Origin of the sequence: Microbulbifer sp. ARAS458-1 (assembly GCF_045348205.1) — a bacterium.
GTDB lineage: Bacteria > Pseudomonadota > Gammaproteobacteria > Pseudomonadales > Cellvibrionaceae > Microbulbifer.
This window is the reverse complement of record NZ_CP155838.1, coordinates 3,986,928-4,011,081: the sequence shown is the minus strand read 5'-3', so window position 1 is coordinate 4,011,081 and position 24,154 is coordinate 3,986,928. Positions and strand designations below refer to the sequence as shown.

Sequence of the window (24,154 nt, the reverse complement as noted above, 5' to 3'; positions counted from 1 at the left end):
TGCTGAACCCGGACAAGGCGGTAAATTGTTAAAGAGCTGATACCTTAAACGCGACAACTACGTTGACAGATACCGGATGTGTGGCGACGCTAATATCGTTACCGAAAATGCTACGCGCTTTGGCGCCGCCCATTTGCCAAAAGCCGTTACCCGGAGACTCCAGACCTTCGCGGACTCGCTTTTCAAGATCAAACACACCGTAGCTCAGTACCGCCGCTTTTATCGGGCTCTGCTCCCGGTTTGCGATCTGTTCCGGTGTTTTTCCGGCGGGGATATAGGTAGGCCGGAATGAGAGGTTACCCGGGCCGAAAGGTCTACTGCTCAGATTAGTCGCAGCGAGCACGACCATGGCGCTCAAGTGGCCACCGGCGCTATCGCCGGTAACGGCAATACGGCCCGGATCACCGCCATACTTGGAAATATGCTCTTCTACCCACAGAAATCCGCCGAGCGCGTCCCCAATAATTTCGCCCATGGTTGTGGTGTTCTGGTTATCACCGAGCAGTCGGTAGTTCATGTTGGCGACCACAAACTCGCCATTTCGTGCGAGGTATCTGGCAGTGGATTCCATGATGCTGTTGTCGTTAATCAGCCAGCCGCCGCCGTGATAGATGATCACAACCGGATACCGTTGGCGGCCGGTGTTAGGTACATAAATGTCGGTGGTGAGGGTCTTGGCGCCGGCCTTTGCCCACGGGATATCCCGGTATTCGAGCTGGGGGCTCGTTATCTGCTCCGGCGTTGATTCGGCCGAAGCCGAGGTTGTGTAGCCTGCGAGTAGGAATAGCAGAGTGACGAGGGCAGAGCGAAGGGCGCTAGGTGAGCTTTTGAGGAGCATGGGTGGCCTCACATGTTGTGGTGAGGCCACTCTACGGGGCATTTCGAGTGAATGCCAGACGGGCTGTCGTTTAGCCGGCTTCGGCAGTACAGGTGCGCTCTTCGGCGCTTGCGGAGGTCGCTGAAGCCCTGGCGAGCCGGCGGCCGTATGCGGCAAGCAGGAACCCGATCGGGAACATGATGACGCCGTAGATGGCCGAGGGTACCGACATCTCATTGGATTGCAGCAGGGTGAGTGTCACCATCAATCCGAGTGTGCCGTTTTTGATACCCAGCTCGGTGGCGACCGCAAGGCGTTCGCGGCTTCCCAGGCCGGCAGCGCGGGTGCAGAGCAGGCCAATAGCGATACCCAGAATATTCAGGGCGACGGTAGCGGGGCCGGCCTGGATCAGCAGGTCGATAACGCGGTCGCGCATGCCGTAAATGATCCCGGCGATCAGCAACGCCAGCACCAGTCCACCAAATACACTCACCAGACCCTCAGCCCGCGCTGCCAGTTTCGGGCGCAGGGCTTTCAATCCCATGCCGATGGCGACCGGCAGCAGAACGATGGCGGAGAGCATCAGCACGGTTTTGCCGAAGGGCAGGGTGATCTCCTGCTGGGTACCTGAGAACGCCTGCAGTGCGTAGTTGGCGAACAGGGGCAGGCTCATGATGGTGATCAGGCTGGCAGATACGGTGAGGACAATGGATAGAGCGACATTGCCCTTGGCCAGCAAGGTAAACAGGTTGGAGGTGGTACCCCCTGGGCAGGCGGCAATAATCACCAGCCCCACGGCCATGGCCGGCGGCAGCTGTAGCGCCCATGCCAGTGCAAAGGCGACCAGCGGCATGACGACAATCTGGGTGATGGTGCCGATGATCAGTCCGGCGGGTTTGACCGTGACCTGGTGAAAGTCCCGGGCGGAGAGGGTCATACCAATGCCGACCATGATGATAAACAGGGACAGGGGGAGGCCGATCGAGATAAGCGGGCTGGATTCCATGGGAAGCTCCGGGATTATTATTTGCTCTTATTGGTATAGCTCAAAGTGCCGGAGCTTCCATCTGTTGGCAAGTTTTCTGAGGACATGGGTGCCGCACCGGGGAGGTGGCCGTGGCAGCCGTCGTCTCGAGCAAGGCATTGAAAATAAAACTGGGCAGTCTACCCCGCTGTGTTATAGTGCCGCGGCTGGCGTAACTGCCAGTTGCGTCATCTGTAGGCCGGATCGATTTTCGGCTCAATTCCGGAACACTGTTCTTAATCGTGTCTCTGAACCCATTTCTACTGAATGCCGCACCCAGCCGTTTGAGTAAATTCGGCTAACGCCTTTGGCGGCTACCAATCTCACTCCGTGGAACATCGGCCCTGCTAGTAAGAGGGTGCGGCGGTTTGAGCATTTCTATTTTTGCCCGGAGCAACTGGCTCGGGCGCAACGCGAGCCGGCGTGATTGTTCCGCAGGCTGCACTCAAGTAAGAAAACCTATGCTTTTTGAAGATCTCGGCCTTGTGCCGGAAATTGCCCGCGCCGTTGCGGAGCAGGGCTATACCCAACCCACCCCGATCCAGGAGCAGGCCATCCCTGTGGTGATGCGTGGTGGTGATGTGATGGCGGCGGCCCAGACGGGTACCGGTAAGACGGCCGGTTTTACCCTGCCGCTGCTGCACAAACTGAGCGCCGGTGAGCGTGCGCGCAACAACCAGGTGCGCGCCCTGGTGCTGACCCCTACCCGCGAACTGGCGGCGCAGGTGTTCGACAACGTACAGAGCTACAGCCAGTACCTGCCCATGCGTCACTCGGTGGTGTTTGGCGGGGTGAAGATCAACCCGCAGATGATGCGCCTGCGCGGTGGTGCGGACATTCTTGTCGCCACTCCGGGCCGTCTGCTGGACCTGTATAACCAGCGCGCGATCAAGTTCGACCAATTGGAAACCCTGGTGCTGGACGAAGCCGACCGCATGCTGGACATGGGCTTTATCCACGACATCAAGAAAATCCTGAAGGTACTGCCGGCCAAGCGTCAGAATCTACTGTTCTCAGCGACCTTCTCTCCGGAAATCCGCAGCCTGGCCAAGGGCCTGGTGAATGACCCGGTAGAAATCGACGTGGCGCCGCGCAACAGCACTACCAAGACCGTGCACCAGAAGCTGCACCCTGTGGATAAGTCCCGCAAGGCATCTCTGCTGTGTCATCTGATCAAGGAAAATGGCTGGCATCAGGCGCTGGTGTTCAGCCGTACCAAGCACGGTGCCAACCGTCTGGCCAAACAGCTGGAACAGAGCCGGATTCCGGCGGCAGCGATTCACGGCAATAAAAGCCAGAATGCGCGCACCAAGGCCCTGGCCGACTTTAAAGCCGGCAAGGTGCAGATTCTGGTGGCCACCGATATCGCCGCTCGCGGTATTGATATCGACCAACTGCCGCAGGTAGTGAACTTCGATCTGCCGAACGTGCCGGAAGATTACGTGCACCGCATTGGTCGTACCGGCCGTGCCGGTGCTTCCGGCCAGGCGGTGTCTCTGGTTTCAGCGGATGAAGCCAAGCAGCTGTGGGATATCGAAAAGCTGATCCAGAAGCCGATCGAGCGGGAAGAGATTGAAGGCTTTGAGCCGGATCACCAACTGCCGGCCTCCGGTGGCAAAGCGGGCAAAGGTAATCAGGTGCGTCGTGGTGGCGCCAAGCCGGCAGCGAGAAGTGGCGGCGGCAATAAAAGCGGTAACCGCAGCGGCAATGGCGGCCGCGGCGCCGCTTCTGGTAGTCGCTCCGGCGGTGCTGGCCGTGGTGAGGGCCGACGCGGTGATGGAAACCGTAGCGATGGAAATCGCAGTGACGGTAACCGCAGCGAAGGAAACCGTGGCAATGGCAACCGCCGCAACGGCAATGGCGGTAACCGCAGCCGGTCCGCGTCCGATAACGGTAATGGCAACAACAGTAGTAACAACAATGGCAACCGCGGTCGTCGCCCCCAGCGTCGCACGGAATCTGCGTAACACCACGATTTTCGCTTGCGCCAGCCGGTGTTCAACAACTGACGCCGGCGCGCTGTAAAATCGATCCGATACTGGCGACGACGGCCTGGCATTTTTCCGCATTCAATGCATCTATATGAGGTGCGGAAAAGGCGCCTTTGTCGTTGTCGAAATATTTCCCTGAGGCGCCCTCGAACTCACTGGAGAGGGCCGCACGGACAAGGATGTCCGCCCCTATCTGAATATCATTACCCGCCTGCCCGAATCCCTCTTTCACCATTTTGGTGGCGAGTAGGGAACCTGGATTCACCGCGACTATCAATGGGCCCTGACCCCCGTTCCGTCGAGCCTGGTGTGCGCTCCACATGGTCAGTGCCAGCTTGCTCTGGGCGTAAGCGTTAAAGGCGTCGGCGATAGGGCGCTGCCCTTCCAGTGCCTGGAGATCGACCGGTGACTGCGCGGCCGATGACAGGTTCACCACGCGCGCTTCCTCTGTGAGGGTTGACATCAATAACCGGGTAAGCAAAAAAGGCGCGAACGTATTTACTGCGAAACGGATATCGAGATTATCTGCAGTGCGTGTTTCCGCTGCCTGAAAGACACCCGCATTGTTAATGATGACGTCAATGGTGGCATGATCCCTGGCTACCGCTCGCGCGAAGGTTTTCACCTCTTTCAGTACCGATAAATCAGCGAGGTAACTATCTGCGGGGTCGAAGGGCGCGTCGCGATTCGCTGATGCCGTTTCATCGCATCCCGCGATGGTATCCCGCGCGGCGGCCAGCTTGGTGGCGCTACGACCGTGCAATAGAATCCGGTGCCCCTTGGCATACAGTGCTCGCGCCGTTGCCAGTCCGAGGCCGTCGGTGGCTCCGGTGATAAGGATGGTTTTCTTGTTCGGGTTCATGGAGTCTCCACTTGTGTTCGCCGGTACACGGGCCTTACGCTTGAGTATTCACGCGCAACGATCACTCAATACGGTATCGTCCGTTGGAGTTGATATAGAGCACCGTTTGACTGTCAGTTTTGATTCGGTGTTTGCCGTTCCCGTTCGAGCTGAAAAAGCTGCTTGGTGATAAAGCAGTCTTTGATTTCTCACTATTCCACTGATAGGTGGCATCACCACTCACCACGACGGCTTTAAGGCCTCGGTGACTTTCGATAACACCGTTAAACCCTGCAGGTAATTTGACAAAGCTGCCATTGGCAGCCTCCGTTCTGCCCCAGAGGTAGGCCACCTGAGCATTGCCTTTATCCAGCCAGGAAATATCGTTTGCGTCCAGCCAAACCAGGTTGCGTTCATCAATATTGATGGGGCGCTCGCCATTATCGAATGCTTTCTCCGCTGGCTGTACGAGATACGGACCGCTGTCGATTTCCAGGTAAATCAGATTGCTCTGCCCCTTGGCAGCGGTGATGTGTGTTTCACCCGCAGGCTGAGTCCAGAAAGAACCGGTTGAAAGCCACATCTTCTCGGCACCTGGGTCGTCATTGTGCATTTGCCCCTCGATTACCACGCCACGGTAACTGGTGTTGTGGATATGCGGCGGCGAAGAGAAGCCTTTTTCGAATTTCACCAGCATACCGGTTGCCATATTTTTGGTGCGGTCCCCCCACAGGTCCGCGGCTTTGGGGCTGGCATCCCCTCTGAGCGGGTTTAGCAGACCCCATTGGATACTGTCGGCGGCAATCACTTTGTGACTGTCTGCAACGCTCGGCAAAGCAAACAGGCTTACCGCGAGAGTTACAGCGGCTAATACAAATTTTTTCATCTGGTTTTTCTCCCGATCATGAATTGCGCCCCGCCTTCGGGAGGGCGCTGAGACCTCGCGTGGCCTTACGGGGTAAATTAATTTTCTACCACAACCTTGCCGACAGCTTTGCCCTGGGTGAGGTGATCCTGAGCGCGGCCGATATCTTCCAGTCTAAAGTAGGTGTCATCCACTAAGGGTTTCAGTGCACCGGTATCAATAATTTCTGCCAGCTCTTTTAGAATGGCGCCGTGGGTTTCCCGCTGCACGTTGTGCAGCATGGGGATCAGCATGAATACTACGTGCAGCGACAACCCCTTGAAATGCGCCGGGCTCAGGTCCAGATCGAGCAGTGCGACGGTAGTGGCGATATCACCGTTGAGCGCTGCGGCCTCAAAGGAATTTGTCAGGTTCGCACCACCCACGGAGTCGAACACGATATCGAAGCCGGTCCCGCCGGTGTGTTTTTCCACATAGTCAGCGACCTTCTCTTTCTTGAAGTCGATGGCGGTGGCTCCGTACCCTTGGATAATCTCCAGTTGCTCGCCGTGGCCGGTGGCGTATGTATCGGCACCGAAGTGTCGCGCCAGCTGGACTGCGACGTGGCCGACGCCACCGGCACCGCCGTGTACCAGGACGCGTTTGCCTGCCTGTGCGCCGGCCCGTGTTAAGCCTTCGAACGCGGTGATACCAACCAGGGGGAGTGCGGCTGCTTCACGCATGGAGAGGGTTTCTGGTTTGTGTGCGACCAGGCGCGCGTCAGCCAACATGAACTCGGCGAGGCTGCCCTGCAGGTCTGCCAGCCCGCCGGCGCATCCGTAGACTTCATCGCCGGGCTGGAAATCTCCGACACCTTCACCCACCTCTTCCACGGTGCCCGCAAAGTCCATGCCGAGGACTGCGGGCAGTTCCGGTGACAGGGGTAGCTCCTTGCCCATCTGGCGGATCATGGTGTCGACAGTGTTTACGCTGGAGGCGGCGACGCGTACCAGCAGGTGGCCGGGTTTGACGTCCGGGCGCGGTAAGTCGGTGGCGTGAAAACTTGCGTTTGCGCCGTACTCATTGAGGATCATGGCTTTCATGGTGTACTCCTTTCGATGCCGGGACGCTGGATGAGCGGTCTCCACAGCAAATGGCTATTGAACGAAATCCGTCGAATAGCTCTACGATAGGCGTTTTATTTTTCGATAAAAACGGCCTAAATCGGAGTTCACTATTTGGTTTTTCTATATAAATGGCTTTGTAGCCAGATGGGTCGCTGGCCGATCCGGTCGAGCAGGAAGTCGATAAACACCCGGACCTTGGCGGTCAGGGCGTTGGATTGAGGGTAGACAAGCCACAGCGCCGCACGGGTTTCGGCCTGGTAGTCCGGGAGTACCTGGACCAGGGAGCCGGCATCCAGGTCCCGTTTGACACTCCATAGAGCGTTCAGGGAAATACCGGCGCCGGCGATGGTAGCAATGCGCTGGCTGGCGCCGTCGTCCATGGTCAGGCGCGAGCCAGCGGCACGGGGGGCGAACTCACCGCGGCGGCCATCTTCGGCGACAAGGGGCGTGGCCGCGAGTCCGCGAAAGGCGATCAGCTGGTGCTGATTCAGGGCCTCGGGGGTTTCTGGTATCCCGTAGCGGTCGAGGTATTCGGGGGACGCGCACAGCACCAGTACATCGTCCGCAAGCTTACGCCCTTTCAGGCTGCTGTCTGGCAGTGCCGCGTAGCGCAGTGCCAGATCAAAGCTCCCCTCGATCAGGTCGAACTCCATATCCGTGAGTCGCAGGTCCAGATGGATCTTGGGGTGGCGCTGCATAAATTCCGGCAGGATCGGCGCAATGTAAAGTTGCGCAAACGTACTCGGCGCGGTGAAGCGCAGGGTACCGGTGGCTTCGAGGTTGCCTTTACCGAGGGCTGCAAAAGCGGCGCTTTCCTGAGCGAGAATTTCGCGGGCAAAGGGCAGGAATTCGGCCCCCTCCAGAGAGAGGGCCACCTTGCGTGTCGAACGGTGCAACAAATCTGCCCCAAGGGACTTTTCCAGCTTGGCCAGTTTGGCGCTGGCCACTGCCGGTGCCATACCCAGCTCGCGCCCGGCGGCGCTGATATTCAGCATTTCTGCGGCCCGTACAAACAGGCGTATGGCTTCGGTATCCATCGGCAAGATTCATCTACTGTGAAATAAACGCGGCCGTTTGCCGCCGCGTTTGTGGAGCAATGGTTTCCGAATCAGTTTTTCTGGCTGTCGAAATAATCCAGCGCCAGCTGGGTAATCGCTTTGGTGCCGATGGCCAGTGCACTTTCATCCACATAAAAACGCGGTGAATGGTTGCTGGCGGCGGTGGCCGGGTCGGTGCCCTTCGGGGTGACGCCGAGGAAGTAGTAAAAACCCGGTACTTCATTGGCGAAGAAGGAAAAGTCCTCGGCGCCGGTAATTTTCGGGATCACCATGACCTTGTCATCACCGGCTGCCGCTTTCAGTACGGGGATGGCCGCTTCGGTGAGCTCGGGGTTGTTCACGGTTACCGGGTAGCCTTCGAGAATTTCCACTTCCGCTTCTGCGCCGCTGCTCTCGGCGATTTTCTCTGCGGTCACCTTGAGGCGTTTGAAAATTTCCTGGCGGTTGTCCATATCGAAATTGCGGATGGTGCCGTTCAGGTAGACGCTGTCGGGGATGATGTTATTGCGCACACCGCCGTCGATCACGCCGTAGGAAACCACCGCCGGCTCCTTGGTGATGTCGATCTGGCGGCTGACGATGGTCTGGGTGCCCATCACGATCTGCGCCGCGGCGGTGATCGGGTCCACGCCTCCCCAGGGACGGGAGCCGTGGGTCTGGCGGCCTTTTACGTTGATACGAAATTCATCGGAACTCGCCATCAGCGGGCCGGAGCGGTAACCGATCACGCCCACCGGCAGGCTAGAGGTCACGTGCTGGCCAAACGCCACGTCCGGTTTGTATTTCTTGAACAGGCCTTCCTTCAGCATCAGTTCCGCACCGCCTTCCTCGCCATCCGGCGCGCCTTCTTCTGCGGGCTGGAAGATAAACAGCACATTGCCGGCCAGCTCATCGCGCATATCTGCCAGTACCTGGGCGGCGCCCATCAACATGGCGACGTGGGTGTCGTGGCCACAGGCGTGCATCACGCCCACTTCCTCACCGTTGTACTTGGTCTTGGCCTTGGAGGCGAAGGGAATATCCACCTGCTCGGTCACCGGCAATGCATCCATATCCGCGCGCAGCGCCACCGTGGGGCCGGGCTTGCCACCCTTGAGCAGAGCGACTACGCCGGTGTGGGCGATGCCGGTTTCCACTTCCATACCGAGGGCTTTCAGGTGCTCGGTGATGTACTTGGCGGTTTCGAATTCGCGGTTGCCGAGCTCCGGGTTCTGGTGCAGGTGGCGACGCCACTCAATGACCTTGTCTTCGGTCTGCTTCAGCTGTTTGTCCAGATCGGCGGCGTGTGCCGCAGGCACAAGGGCGAAGGCCGGGGAGAGGGATACGGTGAGTGCGAGGAGTGTCTTTTTGATCGGATTATTATTCACACGGATTTCCTGTGTTGCAGTGCATGGCCAACAATTAGGTAACCATGCGCTGCAGCAAGAATCAATCCTGATCGCCGAAGGCGGCTGTGACGATTGCGCCGGGCAAAAAAACCGCGCTCGGGGGCGCGGTTTCGGGAAGTCAGGAGGAGGTTGGGATTTACATATTGAAGTAAGTCGCCGCGCCCGGTCCCACCGGCATACCGGCCACAAACACCCACAGGAAGAACAGGGCGGTCCAGCCGATAAAGAAGAAAATGGAGTAGGGGATCATGGTGGAGATCAGCGTACCCATGCCCAGGTCTTTCTTGTAGCGGGTGGCGAAAGACACGATCAGGCCGAAGTAGCTCATCATCGGCGTGATGATATTGGTCACGGAGTCGCCGATCCGGTAGGCCGCCTGGATCACTTCCGGGGCATAGCCCAGCAGCATCAGCATCGGCACAAAGATCGGCGCGGTCACCGCCCACTGGGCCGACGCGCTGCCCAGGCTCAGGTTTACCACGCCACACATCATGATAAAGAACAGGAACAGAATCGGGCCGGTGAGGCCAATGCTCTGCAGCGCCTCGGCACCCAGCACCGCAAAGATGGTGCCCAGGTTGGTCATCTTGAAGAAGGCCACGAACTGCGCGGCGAAGAACACCAGCACGATGTACATGCCCATGGTGCCCATGCTCTTGGACATGGCGTCGATCACGTCGCGATCGTTCTTCATGGTGCCCACGGTCTTGCCGTAGACGAAGCCCGGGATCGCAAAGAACACCACGATCAGTGCCACGATGCCCTTCAGGAAGGGGGAGCCGGCCACGGCGCCAGTCTCCTGGTTACGCAGCACGCCCCACTCGGGAACGATGGTGAGTGCCAGTAAACCGCACACGCCCAGTACCGCGAGGCCAGCGAACTTCAGGCCGCGTTTTTCCTCGGCGGTCAGCTGGGTCATTTTGTCCTGGGACAGGTCCACGGAGGCTTCGCTGTTGTCGTATTTACCCAGTTTGGGCTCGACGATCGCCATGGTCACCCAGCTGCCGAGGGCGGTGATCAGGAAGGTACTGACGATCATGAAGTACCAGTTCACTTCCGGGCCAACTACATAGTTGGGGTCGATCATATGCGCGGCGGATTCGGTGATACCGGACAGCAGCGGGTCCACGGTGCCCAGCAACAGGTTGGCGCTGTAGCCACCGGACACACCGGCAAAGGCCGCGGCCAGACCGGCCAGCGGGTGACGGCCGAGGGAGTGGAAGATCATCGCCGCCAGCGGGATCAGTACCACATAGCCCAGCTCAGACGCGGTATTGGAGATGATGCCGGCGAACACCACGATAATGGTGACGGTGCGCTTGGAGGCCTTCAGTACCATGCCGCGCACGGCGGCAGACAGCAGCCCGGAGTGTTCCGCAATGCCCACACCCAGCAGGGCCACCAGTACCGTGCCCAGCGGCGCAAAGCCGGTAAAGTTGGTGACCAGTGTTGTGACGATGGTTCTCAGTCCCTCGCCGGAGAGCAGGTTCACCACGTGGATCACCCCGTCTGCGGAGCGGCCCGCGGCGCCTTCCGGGCGCGGATCGATCACCGAGAGATCGAAGAAAGAGGCGATGCCGCTCAACACCACCACGCCCAGGGCGAACATGGCGAACAGGGTGATGGGGTGAGGGAGCAGGTTGCCCAGCCACTCGACCGTATCGAGGAAGCGGGTAAACGCGGTTTTCTTACCAGGCCCGGCAGGCTGGATGTCACTCGAGGAAGTGGATGTCGTCATTATTTCTCCTGTGGCTCGCCTGCCGGCTAAAAAATGATCAAATGGCGCGCAATCATACATGAAAAATGACAGCGATGCCTTTTGGCGCAGCGATACCGGTTTTTATTCTCTGGTTATGCAATTTTCGGGCAATGTTCCGCCCAATTATCGGTTTATTAAAGGATATGCTGCCAGTTAATTGGCACACAATGCAATGTTTGTCAGGGACTGGCAGGGCTGAGTAGAACGGGGCAGTGCGATACGGCGGGCGCGGGCACCGGCGGTGCCCGCGTAATGTTATGGTCAGAATTTGTAGCCGAGACCGACGGAATACACCCAGGGGTCGATATCCACATCGGTGGTGATGCGGGTGTTGTAGCCCTGGTTGGTGCGGAAGTCGATTTTCGCCTTGGTATCGATGTCCAGATACCAGACGGCCGCGTTAAACAGCCAGTTGCTGTCGCGGCCGAACATGATGTCGATCCCCAGCTCGCCGGCCAGGCCCCAGGAATCGTCCAGTTTCAATTGGGCGTTGCTGCTGGCGTCGAGTACGTCCTCAAAGTATTCCTGGGCGACGTTGCTGATGTCCTCGTCCATAAAGGTGGTGAAATTCACACCGATACCCACATAGGGCTGCACCCAGGATTCCTTGCACACCGGGAACCACTGTACGGTGAGGGTGGGGGGAAGGTGCTCGATGCTGCCGAGATCGACTTTGCCCAGCAGGCCACCGTTTGGATCCGGCAGGCCAGCCACCGCGAGGTCGTGCTCAAATGGCAGGGCCGCCAGCAGCCCCAGAGCGAAGTGGTCGGCGAACAGCCAGCTGGCGGTAAAGGTTGCGCTGTCTCCATCGTCTACATAGACACGGGTATCGTCCAGGTAGATGCTATTGTCGATGCGCAGCAGGTCGGAGTCGTCATCCGGATCCACAAGGCCCCAGCCTATGCGGACAACAACGTCCCCCTGTTCATAATCCGCCAGGCAGTGATTGGCGCTCAGAGAGGCCGCTATTAGGGCGGCGGCGAGGCTGAGAGTTTTCATGAGGTCGCTCCTTGAACTACATGGCGTTGCAAAACATCGGGTTCCCGCAACACTCTGAGTCTAGACGGGCGTTGGTTTACGCAACCTTTTTGCGTCTTATCCGGTGCCAGCCTGTCAAAGGTTCCGTCTCCCGGTGCGCGCAGGGTTGTTAGAAGCGTGGCCTGGCGCAATAATGTGATCACAAATTCGGATCTCCGGCGTAATTTAGGTGAAGAGATGAAAATTGGTGTTCTGAAGACGGATGATGTGCGGCCACAGTTGGTGGATGAGTTTGGGGAGTACCCGGAGATGTTTGCGGCGCTGCTGCAGCGGGAGGATCCGTCTCTGGAGTTTGTGACCTATGAGGTGCAGCACGGGCAGTATCCGCAAGATATTGATGAGGTGGATGCCTATCTGATGACGGGCAGTAAAACTGGTGTCTACGATGATCAGCCGTGGATTGCGCCGTTGATGGCGTTTGTGCAGGAGCTGCACCACCGGGAGAAGCCGACCCTGGGGATCTGTTTTGGCCACCAGCTGATTGCGCAGGCGCTGGGTGGCGAGGCGCGCAAGTCGGAGAAGGGCTGGGGTGTGGGTGTGCACAGTTATGAGGTGCAGGAGACGCCGGGCTGGATGTTGGAGCCGCAGGAGAACTTCAGTCTGTTGGTGAGCCATCAGGATCAGGTGGTGGCGTTGCCGCCGAAGACTAAGGTGATTGCATCCAGTGATTTCTGTCCTTATGCGATGCTGCAGGTGGGTGAGCACATGCTTACGATGCAGGCGCACCCGGAGTTTACCAAGCCGTATTCGAAGGGGCTGATGGAGTTGCGTCAGGAGGTGTTTGGGGCGGATATGGTGGAGAAGGGTAAAGAGTCCTTGCACAACGATATCCATGCGAGTGCGGTGGCGCGCTGGATGCTGGCTTTTTTGAAGAGTGCTTCGTAGTCTCGGGCGAAAGATGCTATTTGAGTCCGGTGGCGGTGCCGCTACCGGGTACGGCCTTGCAAGACACGCCGTGAACCCATCCATGGGGGCTCTTCCGCGAGGTGGCCCGGCCGCTCCATGTATTCACGGCGCCTTCGGCCCCTCTCGCGGAAGGTTTCACAAACCTGTACCCGGCATCGCCCTCTTCGCATCTGACGCTGTGCTTCGTTAGCGATAGTGCTTTATTTCCACTTTATATTGCAGCCGATAGACGGCGTCTGATCTTCACTCGGTTTCTCGCCGGTTAGAACTTTATCCACAGCTTCCATTAAATCCTTTCCATTCACTGGCTCATCATTTCCCGGTCGACTGCCATCAAACTGGCCGCGATACGCCAGCTTTCCTTCCTGATCGAACAGAAAAAAGTCCGGGGTGCAGGCCGCGTCAAAGGCTTTGGCGATGGATTGATCCTCATCCACTAGATAGGCAAACGGGTATCCCCGCAGTGCAATTTCCTCGCGCATTTTTTCAGGGCTGTCTTCCGGGTAGCTGGTGAAGTCGTTGCTGTTGATGGCGACGATACCGAGGCCTTTGGGCATGGTCTGGTTGGCGAAGGCGGTGAGGGCGTCGGCAATATGTTTTACGAAGGGGCAGTGGTTGCAGATAAACATGACCAGTAGCGGTTTGCCGGCGTAGTCGGTGCTGCTGACGGTTTTGCCTTCCGCGTCGGGGAGGGTGAAGGCGGGCATGTTGGTGCCCAAAGGAATCATGGTGGAGGGAGTGAGGGCCATGGGGTGTTCCTTGCGGGTTTGATGATGGCTGTTCCGCTGAGTGTACGGGGTTCATAAGGCGATTGCAGCGGTGCGGGGCGCGGCGAGAGAACTACGTCAATTGACGCATACCGCCCCCGGGGGATTCTTGTTTTGATTGTCCTCAAATCCAACCAGTGACTTTGTGGCAGCGATTTGCCGTGCCACGCGACCTTTGATGAATCAGCTCGTTATTCCCGCTATTGCCAACACTCCCGACGCTACCAGTGCGACCCGCTGGCAGGCGGATCTGGAGTTGCGTTTTGAGCGCACGGTGCGGGGCTGTCGGTTGGCGCGGAATTACCACCGCGGGCCTTTGTATGTGCAGAAGCCGTTCTTTCCCGAGGGGCGGGATCTGGCCCATGTGTATCTGTTGCATCCGCCCGGGGGGCTGGTTTCCGGGGATCAGTTGGATATTCGGGTGGCGGTGGATGAAGGGGCGCAGGCGCTGGTGACGACGACCGGAGCGGGGCGGGTTTACCGGGCGCGGCCGGATGCGTTGCTGCAGTGTCAGAACACGTTTTTGCGGGTGGCGCGCGATGCCAGCCTGGAGTGGTTGCCGCTGGAGAATATTGCCTACCCCGGTGCCAATGGTGCCATGACCATGCGGGTGGATCTGGAGGCCGGGGCGCGGTTTGCCGGTTGGGAGGTGACCTCGCTGGGGTTGCCCGCCTGTGATGAGGATTTCAGCGGTGGCCGGTTGTTGCAGCGGCTGGAAATTTTCCGTGAAGGAAAACCGCTGCTGGTGGAGTCCCTGCGACTCGGTATCGCCTCTGGGGGCAATGGTGAGGACGGCAATATTTTACAGGCCGCGGCGGGGCTGCGGAGTTTTCCGGTGAACGGACTACTTGTGATGGGGCCGTTTACAAACGCTTTCCCCGAAGAGCTGCTGGAGGATTGCCGTGCGCTGGTGGCGGATGCAGAAAAACGCTGTATCGGCGGCGTTACGCTGGTGGCCAATATGTTTGTGGTGCGGGTGCTCGGCCACTGTGCGTTTGAAGTGCGCGGGCTGCTGACCAAGCTCTGGGAAATTGTTCGCCCGGAACTGCTCGACCGGCCGGCCTGCGCGCCGCGTATCTGGCGCACGTGAATAACGAATCGCAGATTGTATTAAAAAGGTTTATCCATGGAATTGCTGCCGAGAGAAAAAGACAAGCTACTGGTGTTTACCGCCGCGCTTTTGGCCGAGAGGCGCCTGGCGCGGGGCTTGAAGCTCAATTACCCGGAAGCGGTCGCGCTGATCACCATGGAAATTATCGAGGGCGCGCGGGATGGTAAAAGTGTTGCGGAACTGATGGGTTATGGCCGCGAAATTTTGAATGCCGACCAGGTGATGGATGGCGTGGCAGAGCTGATCCATGAGGTGCAGGTTGAGGCCACTTTTCCCGACGGCACCAAACTGGTGACCGTGCACAACCCCATCAGCTAAAGCGGAGACACGTTTATGATTCCCGGAGAAATCCAGGTCGCCGCAGACAGGGGCGATATTGAACTCAATCCCGGCCGTGAAACCCGCACCCTGCGGGTGGAAAACACCGGCGACCGCCCAGTGCAGGTGGGCTCCCACTATCATTTTTTTGAAGTGAATCCGGCGCTGCGTTTCGAGCGCGAACAGGCCCGAGGTTTTCACCTGAATATTGCCTCCGGCACCGCGGTGCGCTTCGAGCCTGGGCAGGGGCGCGAGGTGGAATTAGTGGCGTACGCGGGCGCGCGTGTGGTCTTTGGATTTCGCGGTGAAGTCATGGGACCGCTCGACGGCGAGGGAGCGGAAAAAGTATGAGCCGGAAGGATCGAGCCCATATGGACCGAGAGAGCTATGCGCAGATGTTTGGTCCCACCACCGGCGATCGTGTGCGCCTGGCGGACACCGAGCTGTGGTTGCAGGTAGAAAAAGATTTCACCCGCTACGGGGACGAAGTGAAATTCGGCGGCGGCAAGGTAATCCGCGATGGCATGGGCCAGAGCCAGCGCCCGTCTACGGAAACACCGGATCTGGTGATTACCAATGCGCTGATTCTCGACCACTGGGGCGTGGTCAAGGCCGATGTGGCGGTAAAGGACGGGCGTATTTCCGGCATCGGCAAGGCGGGTAACCCCGATGTGCAGGAAGGGGTGGAAATTATTATCGGCCCGGGCACGGAGATTATTGCCGGTGAAGGTTCCATTCTTACCGCCGGTGCCATCGACGCGCATATTCATTTTATCTGTCCGCAGCAGGTAGAAGAGGCGCTGATGTCCGGCGTCACCACCATGATCGGCGGTGGCACCGGCCCGGCTACCGGTACCAACGCAACCACCTGCACACCGGGGCCGTGGAATATCGGCAAGATGCTGCAGGCCACCGACAGCCTGCCGATGAACTTTGGTTTTCTCGGCAAGGGCAATGCAAGTCTGCCGGAAGCGATCGAGGAACAACTGGAAGCCGGCGCCTGTGGCCTGAAACTGCACGAAGACTGGGGCACCACACCGGCATCCATCGACTGCTGCCTGACGGTGGCAGAAAAATACGATGTGCAGGTGGCTATTCATACGGACACCCTGAATGAATCCGGCTTTGTGGATGACACCTTGGGGGCCTTTAAAGGCCGCGCCATTCACACCTATCACACCGAAGGTGCCGGTGGCGGTCACGCGCCGGATATTATCAAGGCCTGTGCCTCGTCGAATGTATTGCCGTCGTCCACCAATCCCACGCGCCCTTACACCATCAATACCGTGGACGAGCATCTGGATATGCTGATGGTGTGCCACCACCTGGACACCAGTATTCTGGAAGACATTGCCTTTGCGGATTCCCGTATCCGCAAGGAAACCATCGCCGCGGAAGACCTGTTTCACGATCTCGGCGCCTTCAGCATGATCGCGTCCGATTCCCAGGCCATGGGACGGGTAGGGGAGGTGGTTACCCGCACCTGGCAGACAGCGCACAAAATGAAAGTGCAGCGCGGCACATTGGCCGAGGACAGCAGTGGTGATACTGCCGGTGCGGATAATTTTCGCGCGCGCCGTTATATCGCCAAGTACACCATCAACCCGGCCATTACCCACGGAATCGCCCACGAAGTGGGCTCTATCGAAGTGGGGAAACTTGCGGACCTGGTGCTGTGGAAGCCGGCCTTTTTCGGCATCAAACCGTCGCTGATCTTAAAGGGCGGCATGATTGCCGCCGCGCCCATGGGCGACCCGAATGCCTCGATTCCCACACCGCAGCCAGTGCACTACCGCCCCATGTTCGGTGCCCTCGGCATTGCCGCCGCAAAAACATCGCTGACCTTTGTGTCCCAGGCCGCCATGCAAAACAAGGTGGCGGAACAGCTAGGGCTATTGCGAACCCTCGCCCCCTGTAAAAACACCCGCACCATCAGCAAAAAAGACATGATCCTGAACGACTGGCAACCCGATGTCAGCGTCGATCCGCAGACCTACGAAGTGCGCGCTGATGGCGAGCTGCTCACCTGTGAGCCCGCCACCGAGTTACCACTGGCACAGCGCTATTGTTTGTTTTGAATACCTGTTTTGATTGCTGTTGTTGTTTAGAAGAATAGGAGTAGACCGTGGCCCTGGAAATCTTTCAACGCCTCGGCGTCAAATCCGAGTTGAGCGCGGATTACCACGTAACCCTGGATCACCTGCAACGGGACCGCGGTCGTCTGCGCGTTTTTGCGAATGATGGCACCGAGGTTCGGATCTTTCTCGAACGCGGCAAGCCACTACTGGTTGGTGAAATTCTGCAAAGTGAATGTGGAAAAATCATCAAAGTGGTCGGCGCAGAAGAACCCGTGACCACCGCCCGCTGCGACGACTGGGTGACCTTCTCTCGCGCCTGCTATCACCTGGGCAACCGCCACGTAAAACTGCAGATTTCGGACAGCGCGGAAGATCGCTGGTTGCGCATTACTCCGGATCACGTACTGGAAGAAATGCTGGAATTACTGGGCCTGACGCTGACCCGAGAGCAGGCCGTACTTGTCCCCGAGTCCGGCGCCTACAGCGGCGGTCACAGTCACTCACATGGCCATTCGCACGGCCATGAAGAGGGTGGCCACGGACGTCATCACGATTATCATGACAGCCACGGCGAGCAGCATGAGCATCACCACCACTGATGCCGCCCTGCTGCGACTGCTGCAACTCTCCAGTGCCAGCCTGCCCGTGGGCGGCTATGCCTTTTCTCAAGGGCTGGAATATGCGGTGGAGGCCGGATGGATAAAAAATCTTGCGGATACGGGAGAGTGGCTGTCATTGCAGTTGGCAGAATCCTTCGCACAGGTGGATTGCCCGCTACTGCTGCGTTGCCATCGAGCCCTACAGGAAAACGATACCCAGCAACTGAATTACTGGAATGACTACAGCCTCGCCTGCAGGGAAACCAAAGAGCTGCGCCTCACCGACACCGCAACCGGTATTGCCCTGATGCGTCTGCTTTCTCAGCTGGACATTGAAACCCCGACGCTTGAAGGCGACAGCAGCTTTATCGCCGCCTTCGCCATCGCCGCCCACCACTGGCAGCTCAATGAAGAGGCCGCGGTACTGGGGCTGGTCTGGTCCTGGCTGGAAAATCAGGTGGCCGCCGCCACCAAACTGGTGCCCCTGGGGCAGACCCAGGCCCAGCACTTGATCGGTGACATCCAGCAGCAGGTTCCGGCCGCCATCGCGCGGGCGCAAGTTATTCAGGATGTCGAAATCGGCGCAGGCCTGCCCGCACTCGCCATCGCCAGCGCCCGTCACGAAACCCAATACAGTCGGCTGTTCCGCTCGTAGAGAACAGCCTGCGTAATTTCAGAAACTCTTGTTTAATTTAATCTAGGGGGAAGAAAAGAATGAGTACCGCAAAAAAACAGACCCTCCGCGTCGGTATCGGCGGCCCCGTCGGCTCCGGTAAAACCGCACTGCTGCGCGAACTCTGCGCCGCCATGCGCGACCACTACCACATCGCCGTCGTCACCAACGACATTTATACCCAGGAAGACGCCCAGTTCCTGACCCGCCACGAAGCGTTGGAAGCCGACCGCATCCTCGGCGTAGAAACCGGTGGCTGTCCCCACACCGCCATCCGCGAAGACGCCTCCATGAACCTCGCCGCCATCGACGAACTCATCGCCCGCCACGGCGAACTGGACGTCGTATTCGTAGAGAGCGGCGGCGACAACCTCAGCGCCACCTTCAGCCCCGAACTCTCCGACCTCACCATCTACGTCATCGACGTCTCCGCCGGCGACAAAATCCCCAGAAAAGGCGGCCCCGGCATCACCCGCTCCGACCTCCTGATCATCAACAAAATCGACCTCGCCCCACTGGTCGGCGCCTCCCTGGAGGTCATGGACCGCGACGCCAAAAAAATGCGCGGCGACCGCCCCTTCGTCTTCTCCAATTTGAAAGTACGGAAGGGCCTCAAGGACATCATCCAGTTCATCGTGCGGGAAGGCATGCTGGAAGAAAAAGCCATCCCCGCAATCGCGTAAATTGATTACCAGAAAAAACCAGAAGTAGAGACCATTATGAAACTGAAAAAACTAGCACTCGCACTGACCACTCTAATCATTACGACCCTCAGCCTGTTCTCCCAAGCCCACGAAGGCCACGCCCCTGCAGGCGTTGTACATGAATTGCATCACATGCTGTGGGTTGTGATGGCGCTTGCCGTGAGCGCCGTAGCGGTATTCCTGATCAGGAATCACGGAAAGAAAAAAGAAAGTACAGAAGACTAATCGGCTACGTAGCAAGATATCCGATGAGAAGGGCGGGTGCCGGGTAAGGGTGTTCAGGAGCGTCGGCAACAGGGATGTTGCCGACGCAGCGTACAGGGACGTATTCACAGGGGGGCGCCTAGCTCGGTCCTGAACATCCTTACCCGGTGCCCGGCCGCCACTAAACGAAAAAAGAACGTATACCTCAGGAGTCCGGATTCAGTGCTCGAATCGCAATCCCCGCCGCAGCGGTCCGATTCTCAACCCCGAGCTTCGAAAAAACCCCCTCAAGATGTTTGTTCACCGTCCGAGGGCTGACATCAAGAATTTCACCAATCTCCCGATTCGTCTTCCCATTCCCAATCCAGAACAAAACCTCCGACTCCCGCCGAGTCAGTCCTAACTTTTCGCGAAGAACCTCCTCCCCAGCAGGCCCCCCATCATCCACCAGTTTCAGAAGGCAAGTCTGCGCATCCCGCCGCTCAACAAACACCACCGCCAGCGAACTCTGCAAACCCTCGAGCTTCAACTTGTGCCCCGCTCCCGGAGCGCGCGACAACCAAACCTGCAACGCCGCCCTCATCTTCCGCTGCTGTTGAGACTCCAACGCCCCCGCACTACTCAACAACGCATAGGTCTGCGGTGTAGCCCACTGCATTTGCCCCGACCCATCCACCGTAAACAGAAACTGCCCCGTAGAATCCAGAGCCTGATGGGCGCTCGACGTCAAACGCGCATTACTCAAATGCACCTTCATCCGCGCCAGCAGCTCACTGGGCTGAATCGGCTTGGTCAAATAGTCCACCCCACCGCTTTCCAGCCCGCGCACAATATCCGCCGAATCCGTCAGCCCCGTCATAAAAATAACCGGGATTGAAGCCAGCGCCGGATCGGCTTTCAGTAACCGGCAGGTCTCAAACCCATCCAGCCCCGGCATCACCGCATCCAACAGAATCATATCCGGGCGCAGGCGGCGGGCAATATTCAGTGCCTGGCTGCCATCCAGCGCCACCAGCACATCGATCCCCGCCTGTTCCAGGGTATCGTTAATCAGACTCAGGGTATCCGGGGAATCGTCCACCACCAGCACAATATCGCCCGTCTGAGAATCCATCCTGTTTCCCTGGGCGCTTGCTGATTGGGACTCGTCGCAAATCGTCATGGGTATTCCTTGCATTCAAGCGCTTCGGTCAATTGTTCGAAGCGCATGGTGTCTGCCAGCTGGCGAAATTTTTCGATGCGGTGTACGGGCACAACCGACTCGCTGGCCAACCGGTCCAGGGTGCGGTGCACACCGCTGCGATAGCCGATGCGGGAGTAGGCCAGCAGCTCTGCCAGTAGCGGGTGTTCCGGTAGTGGCCGTTCGTCGTCGTTTGCAGTGCGCGCCGGGTTGTTGGTGCTCTTCGGCGTATCGTCGTAGCGCCACTCCAGCTGCAGCAGTCCCGCGATGGTGTCGAACAGTTTCTGATTGACCAGGGGCTTCACCAGGTAGGCATCGTGGTGGGCGAGGGGTTTGTCACCGGGTTTCAGGTGGCGCTCCTTGGCGTCGGCGGAGAGCATCACAATGGGGGCATTGATTCCGAGTTCGCGCAGTTTTTCCGCCAGGGTCAGACCGTCCATACCGGGCATGGTGACATCCAGTAAAAACAGATCCGGCCGCTGCCGCTGTACCAGTGCCAGGCAGTCTTCCGCACTCTGCGCCTCCATCAGGGAGAACCCCATGGGTGTGAGCAGATCGCCGATCAGGCCGCGGTGAATGGGCTCGTCATCGACCACCATGACACTGCGGCGTGGGCCGTTATACCCGGTGATCTGGCGGGCCGGCGCCTCGACGCGCTGCTGCGAATCCACCCAGGACAACAGCAGGGAAACCGTAAACCGGCTGCCTTCACCGGGGGTGCTCTCCATTCGCAATTCGCCGCCCATGATCTCCGCCAGCAGGTAGGCAATGGTGAGACCGAGGCCGGTGCCGGTCACTGCGGGCGTCGCGCCATGGCGCACCCGTTCGAAGGGTTTCAGGATCCGCGCCTGGTCTTCCGGGTCGATGCCGACACCGGTATCGGCAATGGTGAACTCCGCTACCTGGTTGCGATAGCGAATATGGAAATCCACCTGGCCCTCACGGGTGTACTTGATCGCGTTCGACAGCAGGTTGATCAGTATCTGGCGCAGGCGTTTTTCATCGGCAATCACGGTGGAGGGCAGCGGGCTGTGGATATGACAGTGCAGCTGTATGCCCTTGGCTTCCGCCTGGGGGCGGAACATGTCGACCATTTGCTCAAGCAGTTCTGGCAAGCGCACATGGTTGCGATAAATATCCAGGCGGCCGGCCTCGATCTTGGAAATGTCCAGCAGGCCTTCAATTAGATCCGTCAGATATTCGCCGCTGCGCTTGATGATACGCAGGCCGTTGCGATGTTTTTCCGGAATATCCGGTTGCTGGTTCAGCAGCTGTGCATAACCGAGGATGGATTGTAATGGCGTGCGCAGTTCGTGGCTGATACCGGACAGATAGCGGCTCTTGGCACTGTTGGCACTCTCCGCTTCCTCCTTGGCATGTTGCAGGGCGCGGTCGGTTTCCTTGTGCGCTTCGATTTCGTTCAGTAACAGGCGGGTCTGGCGGTTGGATTCCATCTGCGCCACCACCCGGCTGTCGTGGGTGAGCAGGAACAGCCAGCCCAGTACACCGGCGATCAGCACCAGTATCACAAACAGGGTCCACAGGGTCTGCTGTAAAAGCTCCGCTTCTGCGGGTGTGGCCGGTGTCATCTGTCCGTAGATCAGTGACAGTATGCCGGCAATACAGGCACCGGCGCCGAGCAGTAATCCACTAAACCGTCCCAGGCGCGAGTCCACGCCGTTGACCACCCGCTCCGGGACCAGCATTTTCAGCAGGTTAAGCATCTGCTGGGAGAAGTGGGCTTCCGGTTTGCAGGCGTCCAGGCAGCGGGAATCCAGCGAGCAACACAGGGAGCAGATGGGTCCCTGATAGGCGGGGCAGTGGCTCATATCCGGTGCTTCGAAATCCTTTTCACAGATGCAGCAGGTCTTGGCGGTTTGAATGGTATCGACGGCCGCGGTGTCGTCGCCATTCAATGAGTTGCGGCGGCGCGCCAGATAAAAATGTCCGCGGGTCACAATGCCCAACAGTGGCACCGCGACAAAACAGATCGCCAGGCTGATAAAGCTGGCAAAGTTTTTTGCCCCGTCGCCAAAGTGCCCCAGATAACACAGGATGCCGATAATCGACGCCAGCAACATGGAGCCCACACCCACCGGGTTGAAGTCGTACAGGTGTGAGCGTTTGAATTCCACATAAGAGGGGCTGATCCCCAGCGGTTTGTTGATCATCAGGTCCGCCGCCAGGCAGCCCAGCCAGCTGATCGCCACCAGTGAAAATATTCCAAGCACACCTTCAAGCGCGCGATAAATTCCCAGCTCCATCAGAATCAGCGCGATGCTCACATTGAATACCAGCCACACCACCCGCCCGGGGTGGCTGCGGGTCAGCCGCGAGAAGAAATTCGACCAGGCAATGGAGCCCGCATAGGCGTTGGTCACATTGATCTTCATCTGTGAGATCACCACCATCACCCCGGCCAGAATCAGCGCCATGGTGGGAGACTGGGTGAGGTAGTTGAACACCATCTGATACATATACACCGGGTCCGCCGCCTGCACTGCTGAGGCGCCGCGGGTGATGGCGAGATAGGCGAGGAAGGAGCCAAACAGCATCTTGATCAGCCCGATCAGAATCCACCCGGGCCCGGCAAGCGTCAGCCAGAACCACCAGCGCGCGCGATTCTCGCGGGTCTTCTCCGGCATAAACCGCAGGTAATCCACCTGCTCACCGATCTGCGCCACCATGGCAAAAAACACCCCGCTGGCCGCACCAAACAGCATCCAGTTGAACTCGGCCCCCTGTGGATTGTGCTGCGGGGCGTACTGGGTCCAGTCCTGCACGCGGGAGATTTCAAACCAGGCGGCGATGCCCAGGGCCAGGCATTGCAGAAGTAGCCACAGGGGCTGGGTACCAATCTGGAATTTACTCACCGCGCGGATGCCGTGGGTCACGATGGGAATGACCGCGACCGCGCACAGGATGTAACCGATGGCCGGTGGTATCCCCAACAGGGCGTGCAGTGCGGAGGTGAGAATGGCGGCTTCGATGGCGAAGAAGATAAACGTGAAGCTGGCGTAGATCAGTGAGGTGATAGTGGAGCCGAGGTAGCCGAAGCCGGCGCCGCGGGTGAGCAGGTCGATATCCAGGCCGTGTTTGGCGGCATAGTAGCTGATGGGGAAGCCGGTAATAAAGATCACGGCGGCCACGGCGAGCATGGCGGCGACGGTGTTGATAAAGCCGTAGTTGAGGGTGACGGAGGCGGCGATGGCTTCTAACGCGAGGAAGGCGGTGGCTCCGAGGGCGGTTTTGGCTACCTGTTCGATGGTAAAGCGGCGCCCGCGCACGGCGGTAAAACGCAGTGCGAAGTCTTCGAGTGTTTCGTCTCCTACCCACTTGTTGTAGGTCCGCCGTACGCGGAATACCTGTTGTGCGGGTCGCATGGCCTGTTGTTCGTTGTCGTTATCGTTGCCCGTAAATATTCCAACCACCGGGTATCGCCTGTTACTGCTTGGTTTTCGTCATATTCTTTCTTTGCTTGCAACAAGAATACCGGAATTGCTTCTGTGCTCGCTGCATGAATTGTGGGAAATAGTGCAATACGCAGGTACCGATACCGGGTAAAGCCTTGCGAGACCTTCAAAAACAGGATGTTTTTACAGAGCCCCCAGGGATGGGTTCACGGCGTGTCTCGCAAGGCTTTACCCGGTATCGGTACCGCCACTGAACCAGGTCCGGATCCGGCACCTTTAGTGTACGTCCATCCCTTCCCCTGAAAACCGTCAAA

At 58.6% G+C, this 24,154-nt stretch carries 22 protein-coding genes; 10 read left to right on the top strand and 12 right to left on the bottom strand.

Annotated elements, in window-relative coordinates:
• Positions 1–28: 28 nt before the first annotated feature.
• Both AAFH99_RS16710 and AAFH99_RS16705 read right to left on the bottom strand, forming a co-directional pair.
• On the bottom strand, positions 29–838 hold the full coding sequence (locus AAFH99_RS16710) for an alpha/beta hydrolase (protein WP_406828308.1): 810 nt from the start codon (positions 836–838) through the stop codon (positions 29–31).
• 70 nt (positions 839–908) lie between these two features.
• Positions 909–1,823: a bile acid:sodium symporter family protein gene (locus tag AAFH99_RS16705; protein ID WP_043319340.1), complete on the bottom strand. Its 915-nt coding sequence runs from the start codon at positions 1,821–1,823 to the stop codon at positions 909–911.
• Between the two features lie 479 nt (positions 1,824–2,302).
• Between AAFH99_RS16705 and AAFH99_RS16700 the strand changes: the two genes are divergently transcribed.
• Positions 2,303–3,808, top strand: coding sequence for a DEAD/DEAH box helicase (locus AAFH99_RS16700; RefSeq protein WP_406828307.1), 1,506 nt, complete (start codon positions 2,303–2,305; stop codon positions 3,806–3,808).
• A gap of 31 nt (positions 3,809–3,839) precedes the next feature.
• Here the strand turns inward: AAFH99_RS16700 and AAFH99_RS16695 are convergent, their stop codons facing one another.
• The 7 genes from AAFH99_RS16695 to AAFH99_RS16665 form a co-directional block, all read right to left on the bottom strand.
• Positions 3,840–4,694, bottom strand: coding sequence for an SDR family NAD(P)-dependent oxidoreductase (locus tag AAFH99_RS16695; protein WP_406828306.1), 855 nt, complete (start codon positions 4,692–4,694; stop codon positions 3,840–3,842).
• 61 nt (positions 4,695–4,755) lie between these two features.
• Complete coding sequence (locus AAFH99_RS16690) at positions 4,756–5,559, bottom strand: DUF4437 domain-containing protein (protein WP_406828305.1); 804 nt, start codon at positions 5,557–5,559, stop codon at positions 4,756–4,758.
• Positions 5,560–5,636: 77 nt separating this feature from the next.
• Positions 5,637–6,620: a zinc-dependent alcohol dehydrogenase family protein gene (locus AAFH99_RS16685; RefSeq protein ID WP_406828304.1), complete on the bottom strand. Its 984-nt coding sequence runs from the start codon at positions 6,618–6,620 to the stop codon at positions 5,637–5,639.
• Between the two features lie 131 nt (positions 6,621–6,751).
• Positions 6,752–7,681: a LysR family transcriptional regulator gene (locus AAFH99_RS16680; RefSeq protein WP_043319331.1), complete on the bottom strand. Its 930-nt coding sequence runs from the start codon at positions 7,679–7,681 to the stop codon at positions 6,752–6,754.
• A gap of 71 nt (positions 7,682–7,752) precedes the next feature.
• Positions 7,753–9,069 (bottom strand): M20 family metallopeptidase, encoded by a 1,317-nt coding sequence (locus AAFH99_RS16675; RefSeq protein ID WP_406828303.1) that lies wholly within the window; start codon positions 9,067–9,069, stop codon positions 7,753–7,755.
• Between the two features lie 157 nt (positions 9,070–9,226).
• Entirely contained in the window at positions 9,227–10,828 is a 1,602-nt protein-coding gene (locus AAFH99_RS16670; protein WP_043319329.1) for an AbgT family transporter, read from the bottom strand.
• 282 nt (positions 10,829–11,110) lie between these two features.
• Positions 11,111–11,848 (bottom strand): OmpW family protein, encoded by a 738-nt coding sequence (locus tag AAFH99_RS16665; protein WP_043319328.1) that lies wholly within the window; start codon positions 11,846–11,848, stop codon positions 11,111–11,113.
• Positions 11,849–12,064: 216 nt separating this feature from the next.
• On the opposite strand from AAFH99_RS16665, the gene AAFH99_RS16660 reads away from it, so the two are divergent.
• On the top strand, positions 12,065–12,772 hold the full coding sequence (locus tag AAFH99_RS16660; RefSeq protein ID WP_406828302.1) for a glutamine amidotransferase-related protein: 708 nt from the start codon (positions 12,065–12,067) through the stop codon (positions 12,770–12,772).
• A gap of 221 nt (positions 12,773–12,993) precedes the next feature.
• Here the strand turns inward: AAFH99_RS16660 and AAFH99_RS16655 are convergent, their stop codons facing one another.
• Positions 12,994–13,542 (bottom strand): thioredoxin family protein, encoded by a 549-nt coding sequence (locus tag AAFH99_RS16655; RefSeq protein WP_043319326.1) that lies wholly within the window; start codon positions 13,540–13,542, stop codon positions 12,994–12,996.
• Between the two features lie 196 nt (positions 13,543–13,738).
• On the opposite strand from AAFH99_RS16655, the gene AAFH99_RS16650 reads away from it, so the two are divergent.
• From AAFH99_RS16650 to AAFH99_RS16615, 8 genes are read left to right on the top strand one after another with little or no spacing between them, the layout of a single operon-like run.
• Entirely contained in the window at positions 13,739–14,650 is a 912-nt protein-coding gene (locus tag AAFH99_RS16650; protein WP_406828301.1) for an urease accessory protein UreD, read from the top strand.
• A 36-nt stretch (positions 14,651–14,686) separates the two neighbouring features.
• Positions 14,687–14,989 (top strand): urease subunit gamma, encoded by a 303-nt coding sequence (locus AAFH99_RS16645; protein WP_043319322.1) that lies wholly within the window; start codon positions 14,687–14,689, stop codon positions 14,987–14,989.
• Between the two features lie 15 nt (positions 14,990–15,004).
• On the top strand, positions 15,005–15,340 hold the full coding sequence (locus tag AAFH99_RS16640; protein ID WP_043319320.1) for an urease subunit beta: 336 nt from the start codon (positions 15,005–15,007) through the stop codon (positions 15,338–15,340).
• The gene (gene ureC / locus AAFH99_RS16635) at positions 15,337–17,067 is read left to right on the top strand and encodes an urease subunit alpha (RefSeq protein WP_406828300.1); all 1,731 of its coding nucleotides are present in this window, start codon (positions 15,337–15,339) and stop codon (positions 17,065–17,067) included. Before AAFH99_RS16640 ends, ureC begins: the two co-directional genes overlap by 4 nt.
• A gap of 47 nt (positions 17,068–17,114) precedes the next feature.
• The gene (ureE, locus tag AAFH99_RS16630; protein ID WP_406828299.1) at positions 17,115–17,666 is read left to right on the top strand and encodes an urease accessory protein UreE; all 552 of its coding nucleotides are present in this window, start codon (positions 17,115–17,117) and stop codon (positions 17,664–17,666) included.
• Positions 17,647–18,321: an urease accessory protein UreF gene (locus AAFH99_RS16625; RefSeq protein ID WP_406828298.1), complete on the top strand. Its 675-nt coding sequence runs from the start codon at positions 17,647–17,649 to the stop codon at positions 18,319–18,321. Before ureE ends, AAFH99_RS16625 begins: the two co-directional genes overlap by 20 nt.
• Positions 18,322–18,380: 59 nt before the next feature.
• A complete protein-coding gene (ureG, locus tag AAFH99_RS16620; protein ID WP_406828297.1) occupies positions 18,381–19,022 on the top strand; it encodes an urease accessory protein UreG in 642 nt (213 codons plus the stop codon).
• A 36-nt stretch (positions 19,023–19,058) separates the two neighbouring features.
• On the top strand, positions 19,059–19,268 hold the full coding sequence (locus AAFH99_RS16615; protein WP_406828296.1) for a hypothetical protein: 210 nt from the start codon (positions 19,059–19,061) through the stop codon (positions 19,266–19,268).
• A 184-nt stretch (positions 19,269–19,452) separates the two neighbouring features.
• Here the strand turns inward: AAFH99_RS16615 and AAFH99_RS16610 are convergent, their stop codons facing one another.
• Together AAFH99_RS16610 and AAFH99_RS16605 are read right to left on the bottom strand one after the other, a co-directional pair.
• Positions 19,453–20,361: a response regulator transcription factor gene (locus AAFH99_RS16610; RefSeq protein ID WP_043319314.1), complete on the bottom strand. Its 909-nt coding sequence runs from the start codon at positions 20,359–20,361 to the stop codon at positions 19,453–19,455.
• A gap of 44 nt (positions 20,362–20,405) precedes the next feature.
• On the bottom strand, positions 20,406–23,858 hold the full coding sequence (locus tag AAFH99_RS16605; RefSeq protein ID WP_406828295.1) for an ATP-binding protein: 3,453 nt from the start codon (positions 23,856–23,858) through the stop codon (positions 20,406–20,408).
• Between the last annotated feature and the right edge of the window lie 296 nt (positions 23,859–24,154).